The following is a 17,827-nucleotide window of genomic DNA, read 5'->3' as shown; positions in this document are numbered from 1 at the left end:
CATTAACTGCGACCCAGTTGGGTGGGGGTGTCAGGCGGTGACGCCGAGCTTCTCCAGGATGAGCTCCCGGACGCGGCCGGCGTCGGCCTGGCCACGGGTGGCCTTCATAACGCCGCCGACGATCGCACCGATGGCCTGCACCTTGCCGCCGCGGATCTTCTCCGCGACATCGGGCTGCGCTGCAAGGGCGGCGTCGATGGCCTCCAGGAGGGCCCCGTCGTCGGACACGACGGCGAGGCCGCGCTTCTCGACGATCTCCTCCGGGGTGCCTTCGCCGGCGAGCACGCCGTCGAGGACCTGGGAAGCCATCTTGTTGTTGATCTTGCCCGCTTCCACCATCTTGCTCAGTTCCACGATGGTGGCGGGCTGGACGCCGAGCTGGCCGGGATCGACGTCGGCCGCCTTGGCGCGGCCCACGATCTCGCCCATCCACCACTTGCGGGCCACGGAAGCCGTGGCGCCGGCGGCGATGGTCTCCTCGATCTCGTCCAGGACACCGGCGTTCACGACGTCGCGGAATTCCAGGTCCGAGTAGCCCCAGTCGGCCTTGAGTCGCTTACGGCGCTCGGCCGGCGGCTCGGGCAGGGTGGCGCGGAGTTCCTCCACCCATTCGCGGGATGCGACTACAGGAACCAGGTCCGGCTCAGGGAAGTAGCGGTAGTCGTCGGCGTCGGACTTGGCGCGGCCGGAGGTGGTGGTGCGGGTGTCCTCGTGCCAGTGCCGGGTTTCCTGGATCACGGGCTCACCGGAGTCCAGGACGGCAGCGTGGCGCTGGATCTCGTAGCGGACGGCGTGTTCGACGGCGCGCAGCGAGTTGACGTTCTTGGTTTCGGACCGGATGCCGAAGCGCTCGCGGCCGTGCGGGCGGAGCGAGACGTTGGCGTCGCAGCGGACGTTGCCGCGTTCCATCTTTGCGTCGGACACGCCGAGGTTCTTCACGATCTCGCGGACGGCCGCAACGTAGGCCTTGGCCAGCTCCGGTGCGCGGGAGCCGGCGCCCTCGATCGGCTTGGTGACGATCTCCACCAGCGGCACGCCGGCACGGTTGTAGTCCACCAGGGAGAAATCGGCACCCTGGATCCGGCCGGTGGCACCGCCCATGTGGGTCAGCTTGCCGGCGTCCTCCTCCATGTGGGCGCGTTCAATTTCCACCCGGAAGACGGTGCCGTCCTCAAGTTCCACGTCCAGGTAGCCGTCGTACGCGATGGGTTCGTCGTACTGCGAGGTCTGGAAGTTCTTGGGGGTGTCCGGGTAGAAGTACTGCTTCCGGGAGAAGCGGCAGTATTCGGCGATCTTGCAGTTCAGCGCGAGGCCAATCTTGATGGACGATTCGATGGCCGTCTTGTTGACCACCGGCAGGACGCCGGGCATCCCCAGATCCACCTCGTTGACGTTGGTGTTCGGCTCGTCACCGAAGACGTTGGGTGCCGAGGAGAACATCTTGGTCTTGGTGTTGAGCTCCACGTGGACCTCAAACCCCAGGACGGGATCGTACTTCTCCATGGCCTCTTCGAAGCTCAGGATGGTGTCGGTGCTCATTATTTTGCCTCCTGGGCTTCAAGGGCCTGCGCAGCGGCGAGGTCGGGGGCCTGGGCCAGGAGCGGGCCGCCCCACTTGGCTTCAAGCAGCGATTCCAGCACGGCACCCACCCGGTAGAGACGGGCGTCTTCGCGGGCCGGGGCCAGCAGCTGGATGCCTACGGGCAGTCCGTCCTCGTCCGCGAGGCCGCCCGGCAGGGACAGTCCGGGAACGCCGGCCAGGTTGGCCGGGATGGTGGCGACGTCGTTGAGGTACATGGCCAGGGGATCGTCCAGTTTTTCGCCAAGGCGGAAGGCCGTGGTGGGGGCCGTGGGCGAGATGAGGACGTCTGCCTTGGCGAACGCGGCCTCGAAATCGCGCTGGACCAGGGTGCGGACCTTCTGGGCCGAACCGTAGTAGGCGTCGTAGTAGCCGGCGGACAGGGCGTAGGTGCCCAGGATGATGCGGCGCTTGACCTCGTCGCCGAAGCCTGCGGCGCGGGTGGCACCCATGACGCGTTCGATGGTCATGGGGCCCTCTTCGGGGAGGACGCGCAGGCCGTACCGGACGCCGTCGAACTTGGCCAGGTTGGAGGAGGCCTCCGACGGCATGATCAGGTAGTAGGCGCCCAGGGCGTACTGGAAGTTGGGGCAGGAGACCTCGACGATTTCCGCGCCGGCTTCCTTGAGCAGCTGAAGGGATTCGTTGAAGCGGTTTTCGACGCCGGCCTGGTAACCCTCGCCGTGCAGTTCCTTGATGATGCCGATCCGCAGGCCTTCGACGTTGCCGGTCTTTGCGGCGGCCACGAGGTCCGCCAGGGGCTCGGGCAGCGAGGTGGAGTCGCGGGGATCGTGGCCGCCGATGACCTGGTGCAGCAGGGCGGAGTCCAGGACGGTGCGGGTCACGGGGCCGATCTGGTCCAGCGAGGACGCCATGGCGATGGCGCCGTAGCGGGAGACGCTGCCGTACGTGGGCTTCACGCCCACCGTGCCGGTGACGGCGCCGGGCTGGCGGATGGAGCCGCCGGTGTCCGTGCCCAGGGCGAGCGGAGCTTCGAACGCGGCAACGGCGGCCGCGGAACCGCCGCCCGACCCGCCGGGGATCCGGTCCAGGTCCCAGGGGTTGCGGGTGGGTCCGTAGGCTGAGTGCTCGGTGGAGGACCCCATGGCGAACTCGTCGAGGTTGGTCTTGCCCAGGATGGGCATCCTCGCGGCGCGCAGGCGCTCCACGACGGTGGCGTCATAGGGGCTGTGCCAGCCCTCAAGGATCTTTGAACCGGCAGTGGTGGGTTGGCCGACCGTGACGATCAGGTCTTTAACGGCGATGGGAACGCCGGCCAGGTAGTGCAGGGCCTCGGCTTCAGCTCCACCGGCGGCGCGGATGGCGTCCACCTCGGCAGCGACGGCGAGCGCTTCCTCCGCGTTAACGTGCAGGTACGCGTTCACGCCCCGTTCGCCGCCGTCCACGGCAGCGATACGGTCCAGGTGGGCCTGGGTAACCTCGACGGCGGTGACCTCGCCGGCGCGGAGCTTCTCGGCAAGATCTGCTGCGGACAGGCGGATCAGGCCTTCGGCAGTGGTGTTCTGTTCACTCATGGTTTATGCCTCATCCAGGATTGCCGGGACCTTGAAACGGTTGTCGTCCGAGTCCGGAGCTCCGGACAGTGCCTGCTCGGCGCTGAACGTGTGCCCCACTACGTCCTCGCGGAAGACGTTCGTCAGCGGAATGGGGTGCGAGGTGGCCGGGACGTCGTCTCCGGCGGCTTCGCTGACGGACTTGACCGAATCAACGATGACGGCGAGTTCTCCGGCCATCCTGTCCAGCTCTTGGGCACTCATCTCGATGTGAGCGAGCCGCGCGAGGTGCGCAACATCGTCACGGTTGATCGCAGCCATGGATCTCCCCTGCAAAGTTCGGATTGGTTTCCGATCCATTCTAGTGGGGAAACACAGATGCCCGTCTGACGGCCCCCAGCGGGCGTCAGACGGGCACCTTTCGCTGCCGTTGGCCGGCCCCGGAGGGCCAGCCGCAGGCAGCAACAGACTAGCCGATCCCGATGGCTCCGGTCAGCATGCCGATTCCCAGCATGACCAGGGACACCACGGCGGCACGCCACAGGACCTTCTTGTGGTGGTCGCCCAGGTCAACCTTGGCGAGGGACACCAGCAGCAGGATGGCCGGCACCAGCGGGCTCTGCATGTGGAACGGCTGGCCGGTGATGGAGGCCCGGGCCATTTCGGCGGCGCCGATGCCGTAGTGCGCGGCGGTCTCGCTCAGGACCGGCAGGACGCCGAAGTAGAAAGCGTCGTTGCTCATGAAGAACGTCATGGGGATGCTGAGCAGGCCGGTGATGACTGCCATCAGCGGGCCCATGCTGGACGGGATGATCTGCACCAGCCACGCGGACATGGCTTCCACCATGCCGGTGCCGGTCAGCACGCCGGTGAGGACGGATGCTGCCATGACCATGCTGACCACGGCCACGATCGAGGAAGAGTGTGCAACGAGCTGGGCGCCCTGGTCCTTGACCTTGGGGAAGTTGACCAGGAGGGCAATGGCGGAGCCCACCATGAAGACGTAAGGCAGCGGCACGAGGTCCGCGATGAGCATGGCCATGACGGCCACGGTCAGGCCCAGGTTGAACCAGAACAGCTTGGGGCGCAAGGTGCTGCGGTTGGGGTCCAGTGCGGTGTCTGCCATGGCGGTGTCGTGGTCGTCCACGAGGGTTTCGGTGCGTTCGAGGACAGCTACCGAGCCGTCGCCGGAACCTGCGGGGGCCGCCCCGCCGGGGGTGTTGCCCTTGCGTCCACGGCCCGCGCCGGAACCGGCAGCCGAGCCGGCGGGAGCGCCGCCGTCGAACTCTGCCGCGGTATCGGGCACGCCCCAGATCTCGGGCTGGGTGCTGCGGAGGCGGTTGCGCTCCTGCAGGCCAAGGATCCAGGCGAAGGCGAGGACCACAACGATGCCGCCGATCAGCGACGGGATCATGGGCACGAAGACATCGTTGACGTCGATCTTCAGGGCGGTGGCGGCGCGGGCCGTGGGACCGCCCCAGGGGACGATGTTCATGGTGCCGTTGGCGAGGCCGGCAACGCAGGTGAGGACCACGGGGCTCATCTTCAGGCGCAGGTAGATCGGCAGCATGGCGGCGGTGGTGAGGATGAAGGTGGTGGAGCCGTCACCGTCCAGGGATACCGCGGCGGCCAGCAGGGCGGTGCCCAAGACAACCTTGGCGGGGTCGTTGCCCAGCTTGCGAAGGATGAATTTCACCAGCGGGTCGAACAGCCCGACGTCGATCATCAGGCCGAAGTAGATGATGGCGAACATCAGCAGGGCTGCTGTGGAGGTCATGGACTTCATCGAGTCCAGGACCATGTCACCGATGCCGAGGCCGGCACCCGCGAAAAGGCCAAAAACGGTGGGGACGATGATCAGCGCCAGTACTGGCGTCAACTTCTTCGTCATGATCAGCACCATGAACACCGCGATCATGGCGAATCCAAGTATTACCAGCACAGCCGGCTCCTTCTTGTGAACGGCACCACAGCGTTGTGATGCGTGCTACAGACTGTAGGGTGGCGGACGTCACGGCCGTGCCTTTGGCTCAATTGATTGGCATACTGCTTATTGGGAGCATTTTGCTCATTGTGCTCACGCGGTCCCGCCCTGAAGGACCCGCACTGATGACGCCGTAACCAGGAAGCCATCCGGCCCGTGCCAGTCAAGGAGGATCATGCAGCGCTCCGTGCCGCGCCCGCCGCTGCGGTTTTCCACCCAGACGCTCCTGCTGCAACTGGGTGTGGTGCTTTTGGTGGTTCTGCTCAGCGCCGCCGTCCATACCTGGCTCACCTACGACCGGGTGGGCAGTGAGGCGGAAAACCAGGCCCTGACCCTGGCACGCACGGTGGCCTCTGACCCCGAGGTGCGCGCAGATGTGTTGGCCATCAGCGGTGAACAGGGCACTCCCCCGGCGTCCGAGCTGGCGTCCGGTCCCCTGCAGTTTTCCGCCGAAGCGGCGCGCACCCGCACCGGAGCGCTGTTCGTAGTGATTACCGATGAAGAGGGCATCCGCCTGGCCCATCCGGACCCCCAGCGGCTCGGCGAGAAGGTCAGCACGGATCCGTCCGAGGCCCTGGCCGGACAGGAAGTCACCACCCGAAACACCGGAACTCTGGGGGCATCGGCAGGGGCTAAGGTTCCGGTCTACGCTGCGGACAACTCCACCGTGGTGGGCGAGGTCAGCGTCGGCTACTCGATGGAAACGGTGGGCCAGAGCGTGGCCCGGGACATCGGACCCGTGGCGCTGACCGCCGCCGGCGCACTGCTGGCCGGCATCCTGGGCTCGTTCCTGTTGCGGCGGAGGCTGCAGCGGCTCACCTTGGGGCTGGAACCGGAGGAGATCAGCACGCTGGTCCACGACCAGGTGGCCGTGCTCCAGGGCGTGGACGACGGCGTCATCGGCGTTTCCGCGGACGGCCGGGTGAGCGTCTTCAACGCCGCGGCGCAGCGCATGCTGGGGCTGCCGGACCTGGCTGGCACGCGCTGGGAAGACGCCCCGGTACCGGACCAGCTGGCCTCCCTGACCAGCCCGGACCGGCCGGCCGCCGATGCGGTGGAGCTGGTTGCCGGCGGACGGGTGCTGGTGGCCAATGCCCGAAAGGCCCTGCACGGGCGCGAGGACCTGGGCTGGGTGGTGATGCTCCGGGACCGCACCGAACTGCAGGAACTCACCCGGCAGCTGGACGCCGTAGGCACCATGTCCACCGCGCTCCGCGCCCAGCGGCACGAATTCGCCAACCAGCTGCATACGCTGGCCGGGTTCATGAGCATCGGCCAGCACCGGCAAGCCCGCGACTACCTCGCCACCCTGGCCGCCACCGGGCCGCTGAAGTTCCCCGTCGAGCAGGCCGAACTGCTCCAGGACCCCTACCTGCAGGCCTTCGTGGGCGCCAAGGGCGTGGAGGCCGACGAGCGGGGAGTGTCCCTGCGGATCGGTCCGGAGACCCTGGTCCGGGGCCAGGTGACCGAGGCGCAGGACGTCACCACGGTGCTGGGCAACCTGATCGACAACGCGGTAAACGCGGCTGTGGCCGGCGCCGCAGCGGAGAAATGGGTGGAGCTTGAGGTGCTGGACGAGCCGGCCGACGACGGCGGCACGCTGCACGTCGTGGTGGCCGACTCGGGCGACGGGCTGGCAGAGGGAACGGACACGGAGGCGGTGTTCGCCGAAGGGTTCACCACCGCCACGGGCTCACTCAACAGGAACAACCGCAGCGGCGGCGGGCAGGGCTTCGGGCTGGCCCTCGCCCGGCAACTGGCGCGCCGCCGGGGCGGGGACGTCACGGTGCTGGACCGCGGCAGCAGCGGGGGCCCCGGCGCCGTATTCATGGCAACCCTGCCGCACACCACAGCGGGCGCCGCCGCCCGGACTTCCGATGAGGGAAAGGACCAGAATGGCTGACGACTTCCGGGTGCTGATCGTGGACGACGACTTCCACGTCGCCAAGCTGCACGCCGCCTACGTGGACTCGGTGGCCGGGTTCCTGGCGCTTGCCCCCGTGGGGACCGCATCATTGGCATTGCAGGCCATCCACAGCCTCCGGCCGGACCTGGTGTTGCTGGACGTCTACTTGCCGGACGCCTCAGGGCTGGACCTGCTGCAGCAGCTGGACGTGGACACCGTGATGCTCAGCGCTGCGTCAGACTCTGCATCCGTCCGGGTGGCCTTCCGCCGCGGCGCCCTGGGTTACCTGCTGAAGCCGTTCACGGCAGATGCGCTGTCACAGCAGCTCCGGTCCTACGCGAGGTACCGGCGGCTGCTCGCCCAGCCCGGGGCACTGGACCAGGAGTCTTTAGAACGGGCCAAGAGGTCACTCATCCCGGGCGACGTCACACCGTCGGCAAAACCGCGCTCCGCCACCGAGGCGGCGGTGCTGGATTCGCTGGAACCGGGCCAGCAGTACTCCGCCGCGGAGGTCGCGGCGCGGGTGGGCGTTTCGCGGGCCACGGCGCAACGGTACCTGTCATCGCTTGCCGACGATGGCGCAGTCGACATCCAGCTCCGGTACGGGACCACCGGCAGGCCGGAGCACCGCTACGGTCTGCCGGCGGCCTGACGCCGGCAGACCGTTAGGGCAGCTCAGGCGCTTTTCTGGGCCACCAGTTCGATTTCGACCAGCATCTTGGGGTCGAGGAACGGCAGAACGTGCACCAGGGACAAGGTGGGGCGGATCTCGCCGAAGACCTCGCCGTGGGCGCGGCCGGCGTCTTCCCACTGGCTGATGTCCGTCAGGTACAGCTTGGACTGGACCACGTCCTCATAACCGAACCCGGCATCGGCGAGGACATCGCCCAGCTTCTGCAGGATGAACTGCGTCTGGGTGTAGAAGTCTTCGCCCACAATCCCGTTCTCGCCGCTTGCCGCGGTGGCCGAGATGTACAGGGTGTTGTCCACCTGGACGGCGCGGGAGTATCCAAGTGACTGTTCCCAGACGGAACCGGTGCCGTAGGTTTTGCGCATAGTGGTGCCTTTCAACAATGGAATGCGGGCTGGCACCACTGTAGGGCGGCTAAAGGTCCAGCCGGTAAACCAGCAGCTTTATGTCGGTTCCGGGAACCAGCCAGTCACGTTCCGGGACCCTGCGGAAGCCGGTGGTGCGGTAGAGGCCGTGGGCGCTTTCCCAGGTCTGGCCCGTGGTGAGGGCTACTGCGTTGATGCCCGGGAGGGACCGGGCGTGTTCGATGATGGCCTCCACCATGGCCCGGCCGGCGCCGCTGCGCTGCACGGCGGGGTCCACCACCAACATCCGGAATTCCAGCTCATCCTGCAGGGCGATGTCCGCATAGGGCTCGCCGGCCAGCGCCAGGGTTACCGATCCCACCACCGCTCCCCCGCGTTCGGCGACCCAGATGGTGGCCTGGCCGGCGCGGTCCGCGACGTCCTGGACCTTGACCATGTAAGGGTGTGCGGCGTCCTCGAAGTAGCCGGCGGCCAGGTAGGAGTCGCGGGTGATGCGGGCAACGGCGTCGTAATCGGATTCGACGGCGCTGCGGATGGTTATCTGCGGATGCACCCGTCAATGGTAGTGCTGCCGGGCGCGCCGGCGGACTGAAACAGCGTTTTCCGTGATTGATCTATCACTCTGCGCATGCCGCCCAGTCCGGGCATGCCGCCGGAACCGGGTGCCGCGGTCAGAGCGGGAACCTGCCCGAAAGCTCCAGGCCGGCAGCACAGGTCCAGGCGTCCAGCCGTTCCTGGTCTGAAGGGCCGCCGTCCAGCGGACTGGTGAGCCGCGGACGCCGTACCCAGCACCCGGCTTCCTCGGCGATGAGGGCGCCGGCCGAGAAGTCGTGCTCGTTCAGGCCCCGTTCGCCGTAGGCGTCGTGCGTCCCGTCGGCCACCATGCAGAGGTCCAGCGCCGCCGAGCCGAGCCGGCGGACGTCGGCGAAGCCGTCGGCCAGTTCGGCGAAGTGGGTGGCCTGCTGGGACCGGACCGCGGGGTCGTAGCTGAAGCCCGTGGCCAGGATCTGGCCCTTCCGGCCAGGCACCGGACCGTCCAGCCGGGTGGTCCGGCCGCCTTCCTCCAGCCAGGCGCCGGCGCCGCGGGCAGCGTAGTAGACGCGGCCCAGGGCGGGTGCGTTGACGACGCCGGCCAGCCAGGCGCCGTCGGCATCGGCCACTGCCACGGAGGTGGCGTAGTAGACGATGTTCCGGATGAAGTTGGTGGTGCCGTCCAGCGGGTCGATGGACCAGCGGTAGCCGGTGGGGTTCGCAGGGCGCGTAGTCCCGTGCTCTTCACCGGTGATGCTGTCCCCCGGGCGGGCGGCCGTGATGACCTCACGCACAGCGTTCTCTGCTGCAAGGTCGAAGGCGGTGACCCAGTCGCCGGCCGCCCCCTTGTTGCTGACGCCCAGTGTTTCGCCGTTGCGTCCGGACAGGACCCGGGCACCTGCCCGGGCTGCCTCCTTCGCGACGTCCAGCAATTCCTCCGGCCCGGTCATGCCTCCTCCTCCACTGCTGCTGCGTTTTCTTCCGCCGGCGCGGCGCTCTCCTCCGAGGCGTCGTCGCCGTCGACTTCCGCGGTGTCCCCCACCGCGGCGGGGCCGCCGTCGAGCAGCAGCCGGAAGCCGTCCTCGTCGAGCACACGGATACCCAGCTGTTCGGCTTTGTCCAGCTTGGTGCCGGCGCTTTCTCCGGCCACCACGTAGCTGGTGTTCTTCGAGACGGACCCGGAGGCCTTGCCGCCGCGGACCAGGATGGCTTCCTTGGCTTCGTCGCGGCTGAAGTTGGGCAGCGAGCCGGTCACCACCACGGTGAGCCCTTCGAGGGTGCGGGGTGTGGACTCGTCCCGTTCATCCTCCATCCGGACGCCGGCGGCAGCCCAGCGGTCCACGATCTCGCGGTGCCAGTCCTCGGTGAACCATTCCTTCAACGCGGCAGCGATGGTGGGTCCCACCCCGTCCACGTGGGCCAGGTCCTCCTCCGAGGCTGCCCGGATCCCGTCCATGGTGCCGAAGGCCTGGGCGAGTGCGCGCGAGGCGCGGGGTCCCACATGGCGGATGGACAGTGCCACCAGCACCCGCCACAGCGGCTGGCTCTTGGCCTTGTCCAGTTCCTTGAACAGCTTCTCGGTGCTGGCGGTGGGCTTGGACGGGGACTTGGCCGTGCCCTTGCTGTAGAAGTAGGGCACCAGCTCGTACTCGCCGGTGGCAACCCCCTTGGAGCGTTTCTCGCGCCGGATCTTCACGTCGGCAAGGTCTTCCCGCGTGAGATCGAACAGGGCGGCCTCCGATGTCAGCGGCGGCACGTCCGGCTCCGCGGGCTGCGTCAGCGCGATCGCGGCTTCCCAGCCCAGCGCTTCAATGTCGAACCCGCCGCGTCCGGCGAGGTGGAAGACCCGCTCACGGAGCTGGGACGGGCAGGACTTCCCGTTGGGGCAGCGGATGTCCACGTCCCCTTCCTTGGCCGGCGCCAGCGGCGTGCCGCACGCGGGGCATTCGGTGGGCATCACGAAGTCGCGGACGGGCGGATCCTGCTGGTCGCGCAGGGCCAGGACGGGCCCCACGATTTCGGGGATGACGTCACCGGCCTTGCGGAGGACCACGATGTCGCCGATCTTAACGCCCTTGGCCTTGACCACATCCTGGTTGTGCAGGGTGGCCATCTCCACCGTGGAGCCGGCCACCTTGACCGGTTCCATCATGCCGAAGGGGGTCACCCTGCCGGTGCGGCCCACGTTGACCTGGATGTCCAGCAGCTTGGTGTGCACTTCCTCCGGCGGGTACTTGTACGCCACAGCCCAGCGCGGCACGCGGGTGGTGTAGCCGAGTGCCCGCTGGGTGGCGAAGTCGTCCACCTTGATGACGATGCCGTCGATTTCGTGGAGCAGTTTGTGGCGCTGCTCGCCGTACTTGCTGATGAACCCCAGGACGTCGGCGCGGGCCTCCAGCACTTCGAAATACGGGCTGACGGGCAGGCCCCATTCCTTGAGCAGGGCGTAGGTTTCGGACTGGCTGCGGGCTTCGAGTCCTTCACGGGCGCCGATGCCGTGGACGAACATCTTCAGCGGCCGCTTGGCGGTTTCTGCCGGGTCCTTCTGCCGGAGCGAGCCTGCCGCTGCGTTCCGGGGGTTGGCCAGCGGGGCCTTGCCCGCTTCGATCAGGGCTTCGTTGAATTCGGCGAACGCCTTGGAGGGGATGAACACCTCGCCGCGGACTTCCACTTCCGCCGGGTAGCCTTCCCCGCTCAGCTGCTGCGGGATCTCCTTGATGGTGAGGACGTTGTGGGTGATGTCCTCACCCGTGGTGCCGTCGCCGCGGGTGGCGGCCCGGACCAGTTTTCCGTCGCGGTAAAGCAGGTTGACGGCGAGTCCGTCGATCTTGAGTTCGGTCAGCCAGGAAGCCTGTGCGGTGCCGTCCCCCAACTTGGCGATGCTGGCTTCGGCCCGGTTGAGCCAGGCTTCGAGTTCCTCGATGGAGAAGACGTCCTCAAGGCTGTACATCCGCTGGAGGTGTTCGACGGCGGCGAAGGCTGCCGAGGCCTCGCCGCCCACTTCCTGGGTGGGCGAATCATTGGCCACCAGTTCCGGATGCAGCGCCTCGATCTCCTCCAGGCGGCGGAACAGGGTGTCGAACTCAGCGTCGGACACCAGGGGTGCGTCGTCCTGGTAGTACGCGAACCGGTATTTCCTGATGAGGTCCGACAGGTTCTCGTATTCCTCCCGGATGGCATCGGACGGGGTGCTCCCACGTCCGTTCTGCTCGGGGGTCCCGGTGGCGGTCTGTTCTGCGGTGCCTTCTCCTGTGCTCACAGACCTATCTTGCCCTACCGGTAAGGCAGCCAGCGGTGTCAGTGGGTGCGCGGCCGGTTCCTGATCCACCAGGTGAACGCACCGCCGCCGGCACCCACCAGCAGGACGCCCGCGGCCACAGCGGGAAGGTCCGGGCCGCCGCGCCCGGACATCTCCGCGCGGGACACTGCTGCGGCCTGGGTTGCCTTGACGGATGTGGTCACCGGCGTGTCCCAGCCGGAGTCCGACGACGGCGCACCGGACGCGGGCGCGGTGCCGCCCGGGCTGGTGGTTGCGTCGCCAGGGCCTGCGGACGTTGCCGGTTCGGAGGCCTGCCCGCCCGGGTTCGTGCCGTCGGCACCCGGGCCACCTGTTGCGGCGGGGCGGCTGGTGGCCGGCGGCGGCGCAACGGAACCCGTGGAGGTGGGGGCAGGCGTGGTCGGCAGCACCGGCTGCGGGGCGGGAGAAGCCGGCGTGGGCGAGCCCGGCCGGTCGGCCGGCTTCGTCCTGGTGGGCCGGACGGGCTCTGTGGCTGGGCTGGTGGGTTCCTGGCTGCAGTCATCTTCACAGCCGGGCGCCGTGGTGGCGGTTGCCGATCCCGTGGGTTCAGGTGAATCCGCCAAAGCGGCGCCTCCGGCGGGGAGGGTTATCGAGGCGGCCAGGACGGCTGCGGACGCCGTGGCGAGGACTGCGCGGAGCGCCGGAGAAGAGGGGGGCATTGTTACCTTTCAGGGCCCGCAGTCCCCCCACTGCGGCTTTTTGGAGCCTGTCCAGTCTTCTACAACGCGCCGGAGGGCCGCAAATCCATCGATTGTGCGGCCCTCCTGTGCTAAGTGTTTCAGTCCCGGTTTTCCGGCGGCAGCGCCACCTGGATTTTCCGGGCCTTTCCGCGGCCCACAATGTACCCGCGGCCGGGGATGAATTCAGGGCTGATCCGTCCAAGCGAGGTGTTGAGCAGGCTGTCGCCTTCGATGTCGCCGGGGTTGAGCAGCAGGCCCCGGCGGCCGGACTTGAACGGCTGGGCGAGCTGCCAGGCCGAGGACCAGGTGGACGACTCGGATTCGCCCACCACCCACTGATCAGCCTTGATGGAGGCCGTGACCAGCTGCGCCATGCCGGATTCGGCCATGGTGTCGGTGAACTCCGTCAGGCCCTCGATGAAGATGGCCAGCCGTCCGGGGTTGCCGGAGGAATGCTCCACCAGATCCTCCACTACTTCGGCCAGGTCATCCGGACCCACCACTGAGCGGTTCCACAGCGGCAGCGAGGCAACGGCGGAACGCCGGGCACCGATGTAGATCAGTTCCGCCTCCGGGTTGGAGCGGCGGAGGGCATAGGCGAGGGTGACCAACGCCACGGTCCGGCCGGCGCCCGGAGGGCCGCCCACCAGCAGCGGTCCGCGGGCCATGATCTCGGCGGGCTGGAGTGTCTCATCGTCGACGCCGATGACGGGCAGTTCCGGACTGCCGACGGGAAGGACGTCCAGGTCCACCTGGTCCGGGAGCCGCTCGATGCCGGGGGCGGTGTCCAGGCCCTGGCGGAGCATGGCTTCGCTGAGCTTGTGGACTTCGCGTGCCTGCAGCGCCAGGTTGGAGTTCCCACCCAGTACGGCAAGCTGGACTTCCAGTCCGTCCAGCAGCCCGCGTCCCGGCGGGGACGTGGCGCCGAGGACGTCCCGGGGAACATCCATCGAGATGTAGTCGTCCTCGGAGGACATGCGCAGCACCAGGCGCCGCTGGATGGAGGCGAGCAGCGAGGCCGGGACGGCGTTGGGGCGGTCGCCGGAGACCACCAGGTGGATTCCGAGGGTCCGGCCGTCGGTGGCCAGCTGGAGGAAGATGTCCCACAGCCCGGACAGGCGGCTGTGTTCGTAGGCTTCGCGGAACGCGGACATGCCATCCACCAGGACGAAGATCCTCTTTTCGTCCGGCCGGTTGGCGAGCCTGCGGTACTCGACGATGGTGGACGCCCGGACCTCGGCGAAGCGGGCGGAACGCTGTTCGGCGATGTCGCGCAGGAGGCGCAAAAGCCTCCCCACCCGTTCGACGTCGTCGCCGTTGATGACCTCGCCCACATGCGGCAGCTCTTCGAGCATCCGCAGGCCTGACGAGCCGCAGTCGATGCCATACACGTGCACGGGGCCGCCGCGGGGCGTTACCGCCGCGGCGATGGCAATACCGCGCAGCGCGGCGGATTTGCCCGAGCCGCCCGTACCGTAGATGGCCATGTTGCCGTCCCGGTCCGGTTCATAGAACACGGTGGGCTGGTCCTGGCGCGCAGGGTCATCGGCCACACCCAGGAGCAGCTGCTCGTCCGTGCGGGGATTGGGCAGCTTGGAGAAATCGTAGGTCTTGGCAAGCTCGTCCAGCCATGGCTTTCGGGGCGGGGCGATGGCAAGGACGTCTGCCGCCCGCACGATGTTGGCGGTCATCCGGGCGATGTCGTTGGGACCTGCAGGTTCGGCCGCGACAGGCTTTTCCGGCGCCGGCGCCTCCCAGCTTGAACCCGATCCGAAGGCCATCTCCACGATGTCGATCTGCGGCCGCTGCGGCTTCTCGGTGGTCCATCCGCCGGCGTAGCCGGTCTGGAAACCCTGGATCCTGCCGGGACCGGTCTTCGCGGCTCCGCGGCCCGGGATGCCCGGATCGAAATACGCTGCGTCCGGGACTCCCAGGATGTCCGTGGCGTCATCCTCGTCCGCCATGCGCAGCGCCACGCGCAGGTTGGTGTTGGCGCGCAGGCTGTCCTTGATGACTCCGGCCGGGCGCTGGGTGGCCAGGATGAGGTGCAGGCCGAGGGAACGGCCACGGGCGGCCACATCCACCACGCCGTCAACGAACTCTGGAACTTCGTTGGCGAGCGCCGCGAATTCGTCAACGATGATGATGAGGTACGGCGGCGCCTCGGGATCGGCTTCGCGCTGCAGGGCCAGCAGGTCCTTTGCCTTCTTCCGGTTAAGCAGCTGCTCGCGGTAGTGGAGTTCCGCGCGAAGCGACGTCAGGGCCCGCCGCACCAGGTGCGGGGACAGGTCCGTGACCAGACCTACGGTGTGCGGCAGGTTGATGCAGTCGGCGAAGGCTGCACCGCCCTTGTAGTCCACGAACAGGAAGCTGACCCGGTCCGGGCTGTAGGCGGATGCCATGCCCATCACCCAGGACTGCAGGAACTCCGATTTACCGGCACCGGTGGTACCGCCCACCAGGGCGTGCGGCCCTTCGTTCTTCAGGTCCAGGTACAGCGGCTCGACGCCCTTGGATCCCACCAGGGCGCGGAGCGTGCCGTTGTCCTTGCGGTTGGCCACCGCGGAGGAGTGCACGGAGTTGTTCTCCGACCAGCGTTCGGCCACCGCCTGCGGGTTGTCCAGGAAGTCCTTGCCGATCAGCGTGGCGTAGGAAACGGCGCGGGGAAGGTCGGAGTCATCGTTGACGGGCTTGCCCACGTCCACCACCGGTGCGAGCATGCGGGCCAGCTGGCCGGCCAGCTCGGCGTCGACGCTTTCACAGCTCACAGGGTAGGTGTGCCTGCCCAGGCGGACCTGGCCGGTGGTGGTGCCGTGATCGCCGTCCACCACCATGAAGTCCCGGCAGGCAGCCGGGAGGGCCTGGATATCGGTGGCCACCCACATGACGTGTACGCCCGAGTCCGGTCCCCGTTCGGCGAGCCGGGTGAGGCGCCCGCGGTCCACCGGCGCGTCGTCCTCAACGATCAGCAGCACCGTGGGCAGCACGGGTGCTTCGAGTTCGTGCTTAGCGGGGTCCATCTCCTGGCGCAGCTCGGGCGCCTGCCGCTTGACGGCGGCCTCCCGCGCGTCGAGCAGGTCTTCAAGCCTGGCCAGCAGCGAGGAGCCGCCGGCGGACCCTGCGGCCAGGTGGTCTCCGGACAGTGGGCTGTGGCCGGAGCCGACGTGCGGCAGCCACTGCAGCCAGTCCCAACGCTCCCGTGACTGCGCCGAAGTGATGGCCGTGAGGACCACTTCGGCGGGCGAGTGGAGGCCCACCAGCTGCAGGACGATGCCGCGGGCCACGTCATCCACCAGGCCACGGGCGCCGGCGATGCCCAGGGAACCGGAGGTGCGCAGCTGCGAGACGATGGGGACGCCTTCGATTTCCCGGAACTGTTTCAGGCAGTCCTGGATTTCGCGGGCGTACTGCACCTCGGTGTCGTTATTGGACGGTTCTTCGAGCCTGACACGGGACGGTGCGGTGCCCAGCCCGAACCGCAGCCCCAGGAAGGTTTTGTGCTCGGGGCGGTGCGTCCACAACAGCGGGCCGAGCTTGTAGATGGCGTCCACGGTGTCACTGACGGACGGTGCCTCCTGCAGCCGGACGGCACGCTCCACCTTCTGCAGCTCGGTGATGTCCTCGCGGAAGGCGGCCATCGACGCACGGAAGTGCTTATGGCCTTCCTTCTGCTGCTTCCTGTTGCGCATCTTCTGGTCCACGTAGTGGCCAATAATGAACAGCGGCATCATCATCATGAAGATCACGGACAGCGGGTTGCGGGTGACCGCAAAGATGACCCCGCCCATCATCAGCGGCGCTATCAGCATGATGTAGGGGAAGGGGTGGTCCTCGGGCCGCTTGGGTCCGGACGGGACCACCCGCTTGGGTTCCTCGAACCGCGGAACCACCCGGGGTGAACGGTTGAAGTCCACCAGGGGCGACGTCGGTGCTGCCGCCCGGTTGTGGCCCAGCGGCACCACCGTGACGGTGGTGTCGCCCAGGGTGACGGTGTCGGACGAGTTAAGCCGTGCACGGGTCACCGGCAGGCCATCCATGAGCAGGCCGTTGGCGGAGTTGGTGTCCACGATTTCGACGCCCTCGGCCACGGTGATGCGGGCATGCCGCTTGGAGGTCAGGGGGTCGGTCAGCCGGATGTCCACGTCCCGGTCCCGGCCGATGTAGCTGGTGCCGGTGGGCAGCGAAAATTCCTTGCCGACGTCGGGCCCGGACAACACCCGAAGGGTGGCCGCGGCAGGACCGCGCCCGGCACCGGCCTCATGGAACTGCTCGCTGACCTGGGCCAGCGAAACCACCGAACCAGGCCGCAGGCCTGACTCCAGGAGGTTGTCTTCCCTGGCCAGGACGTTGCCGCTGATGCCGCCGCCAACGAAGGCCTCATCGATACGGAGGGACAGGTTGTCCGGTGCGGGGCGTCCCTTCCGGTCCGGGTCCGCGGCCCACAGGACCGTGGCAATGTCCGCCACTGTGGCCAGCCCGTCCACGGTGACGGCCAGGTCCTTGGTTTCCGCCGGGTCCCGGCGGAGTGTCAGCCGGATCCTCATCCTTCGTCCACACCCCTCATCTTTTCCAGCAGGTACAGGTCATCGGGGGTCACCAGGTGGGAGGTGACGGCGTGCTCCACCAAGCGGGCACGCCGGTTGGTGGCGAGCTTGCCGCCGCCGCCGCGCAGGCCCACCACGCCCACGCGGTCGAGCTTGTCGCAGACGTTGTCAAGTTTGCGGTTGAACCTGGTCAGCGCCCAGCCCAGGGTCTTTGCGGCGGCAGCGGACGACGGGATGGCGCTGAAGCCCGTGCCCTCGCGCCGCAGCATGGGCTCCGCCAGGGCCACGATCAGTGCCTTCTGGGAGTCGGTGAACACCACCGGGCCGATGGTGGTGTCGCCACTGCTGTCACCGTCCCTGGCTTCCTGCCGGAAGGACGGGGTCCTCAGGTGGACGGCGAACTCGTAGGTGGTGGGCCCGGCCGTGAAGATGATGTTGGTGTGGCTGAAGACCAGCGGGATCCGGGCGCCCGGCGCCAGCCAGGCCTGCATCCCGCCGGACGCGTCCGCCACCGTGGCGGACAGCATGCCGCCCACGTTGCTGAGCCACCAGATGCCGTCGTAGCGGGCGACCTGCAGGAACTGCCGGTGCAGGTACGGATTGTCGTCCACTTCAAGGTCGCCCTCGCGGCCGATGTTGAAGACGTCCTCATCCGAGGGCTCGTACCATTCACCACAGAAATCTATTGCTAGATCCCCCATATTCTGTGCCTCCTCAAGAGCGTAAGTATTAATAC

At 67.9% G+C, this 17,827-nt stretch carries 13 protein-coding genes; 2 read left to right on the top strand and 11 right to left on the bottom strand.

The genetic code is table 11. The annotated features are described in order from the left end of the window. Positions 1 to 30 precede the first annotated feature (30 nt). The 4 genes from gatB to UC32_RS09275 all read right to left on the bottom strand — a co-directional run bounded on the left by gatB (position 31) and on the right by UC32_RS09275 (position 5,034). Positions 31 to 1,539, bottom strand: a complete 1,509-nt coding sequence (gene gatB, locus UC32_RS09290; protein ID WP_045730943.1) for an Asp-tRNA(Asn)/Glu-tRNA(Gln) amidotransferase subunit GatB — start codon at positions 1,537 to 1,539, stop codon at positions 31 to 33. After that, positions 1,539 to 3,113, bottom strand: a complete 1,575-nt coding sequence (gatA, locus tag UC32_RS09285; RefSeq protein ID WP_045730942.1) for an Asp-tRNA(Asn)/Glu-tRNA(Gln) amidotransferase subunit GatA — start codon at positions 3,111 to 3,113, stop codon at positions 1,539 to 1,541. Before gatA ends, gatB begins: the two co-directional genes overlap by 1 nt. Positions 3,114 to 3,116: 3 nt before the next feature. Next, positions 3,117 to 3,413: an Asp-tRNA(Asn)/Glu-tRNA(Gln) amidotransferase subunit GatC gene (gene gatC / locus UC32_RS09280; protein ID WP_015936562.1), complete on the bottom strand. Its 297-nt coding sequence runs from the start codon at positions 3,411 to 3,413 to the stop codon at positions 3,117 to 3,119. Between the two features lie 148 nt (positions 3,414 to 3,561). Further along, positions 3,562 to 5,034, bottom strand: a complete 1,473-nt coding sequence (locus UC32_RS09275; protein ID WP_045730941.1) for a CitMHS family transporter — start codon at positions 5,032 to 5,034, stop codon at positions 3,562 to 3,564. A 217-nt stretch (positions 5,035 to 5,251) separates the two neighbouring features. On the opposite strand from UC32_RS09275, the gene UC32_RS09270 reads away from it, so the two are divergent. Beyond that, positions 5,252 to 6,979 carry a sensor histidine kinase gene (locus UC32_RS09270; RefSeq protein WP_200896360.1) on the top strand — a complete coding sequence of 576 codons (1,728 nt, stop codon included), beginning with the start codon at positions 5,252 to 5,254 and terminating at the stop codon, positions 6,977 to 6,979. Beyond that, on the top strand, positions 6,972 to 7,634 hold the full coding sequence (locus UC32_RS09265; RefSeq protein WP_045730940.1) for a response regulator: 663 nt from the start codon (positions 6,972 to 6,974) through the stop codon (positions 7,632 to 7,634). Before UC32_RS09270 ends, UC32_RS09265 begins: the two co-directional genes overlap by 8 nt. A 23-nt stretch (positions 7,635 to 7,657) precedes the next feature. Here UC32_RS09265 and UC32_RS09260 read toward each other — a convergent pair whose 3' ends face one another. From UC32_RS09260 to UC32_RS09230, 7 genes are all read right to left on the bottom strand, one after another. Next, positions 7,658 to 8,038, bottom strand: coding sequence for a RidA family protein (locus UC32_RS09260; protein WP_045730939.1), 381 nt, complete (start codon positions 8,036 to 8,038; stop codon positions 7,658 to 7,660). Positions 8,039 to 8,087: 49 nt separating this feature from the next. Then, positions 8,088 to 8,591, bottom strand: a complete 504-nt coding sequence (locus UC32_RS09255) for a GNAT family N-acetyltransferase (protein ID WP_045730938.1) — start codon at positions 8,589 to 8,591, stop codon at positions 8,088 to 8,090. Between the two features lie 118 nt (positions 8,592 to 8,709). After that, complete coding sequence (locus UC32_RS09250) at positions 8,710 to 9,519, bottom strand: inositol monophosphatase family protein (protein ID WP_045730937.1); 810 nt, start codon at positions 9,517 to 9,519, stop codon at positions 8,710 to 8,712. After that, positions 9,516 to 11,828, bottom strand: coding sequence for an NAD-dependent DNA ligase LigA (ligA, locus tag UC32_RS09245; protein ID WP_045730936.1), 2,313 nt, complete (start codon positions 11,826 to 11,828; stop codon positions 9,516 to 9,518). The genes UC32_RS09250 and ligA overlap by 4 nt, the downstream gene beginning before the upstream one ends. Before the next feature lie 38 nt (positions 11,829 to 11,866). Further along, positions 11,867 to 12,526, bottom strand: coding sequence for a hypothetical protein (locus tag UC32_RS09240; protein ID WP_045730935.1), 660 nt, complete (start codon positions 12,524 to 12,526; stop codon positions 11,867 to 11,869). 119 nt (positions 12,527 to 12,645) lie between these two features. Continuing rightward, positions 12,646 to 17,091 carry an FtsK/SpoIIIE domain-containing protein gene (locus tag UC32_RS09235; RefSeq protein WP_045730934.1) on the bottom strand — a complete coding sequence of 1,482 codons (4,446 nt, stop codon included), beginning with the start codon at positions 17,089 to 17,091 and terminating at the stop codon, positions 12,646 to 12,648. Next, a complete protein-coding gene (locus UC32_RS09230) occupies positions 17,088 to 17,792 on the bottom strand; it encodes a hypothetical protein (RefSeq protein ID WP_045730933.1) in 705 nt (234 codons plus the stop codon). The genes UC32_RS09235 and UC32_RS09230 overlap by 4 nt, the downstream gene beginning before the upstream one ends. Between the last annotated feature and the right edge of the window lie 35 nt (positions 17,793 to 17,827).

Origin of the sequence: Pseudarthrobacter chlorophenolicus (genome assembly GCF_000962805.1) — a bacterium.
Classification (GTDB): Bacteria; Actinomycetota; Actinomycetes; order Actinomycetales; family Micrococcaceae; genus Arthrobacter; species Arthrobacter chlorophenolicus_A.
Note: the sequence above shows the minus strand (reverse complement) of the source record. Positions and strands in the feature narration are given on the sequence as shown.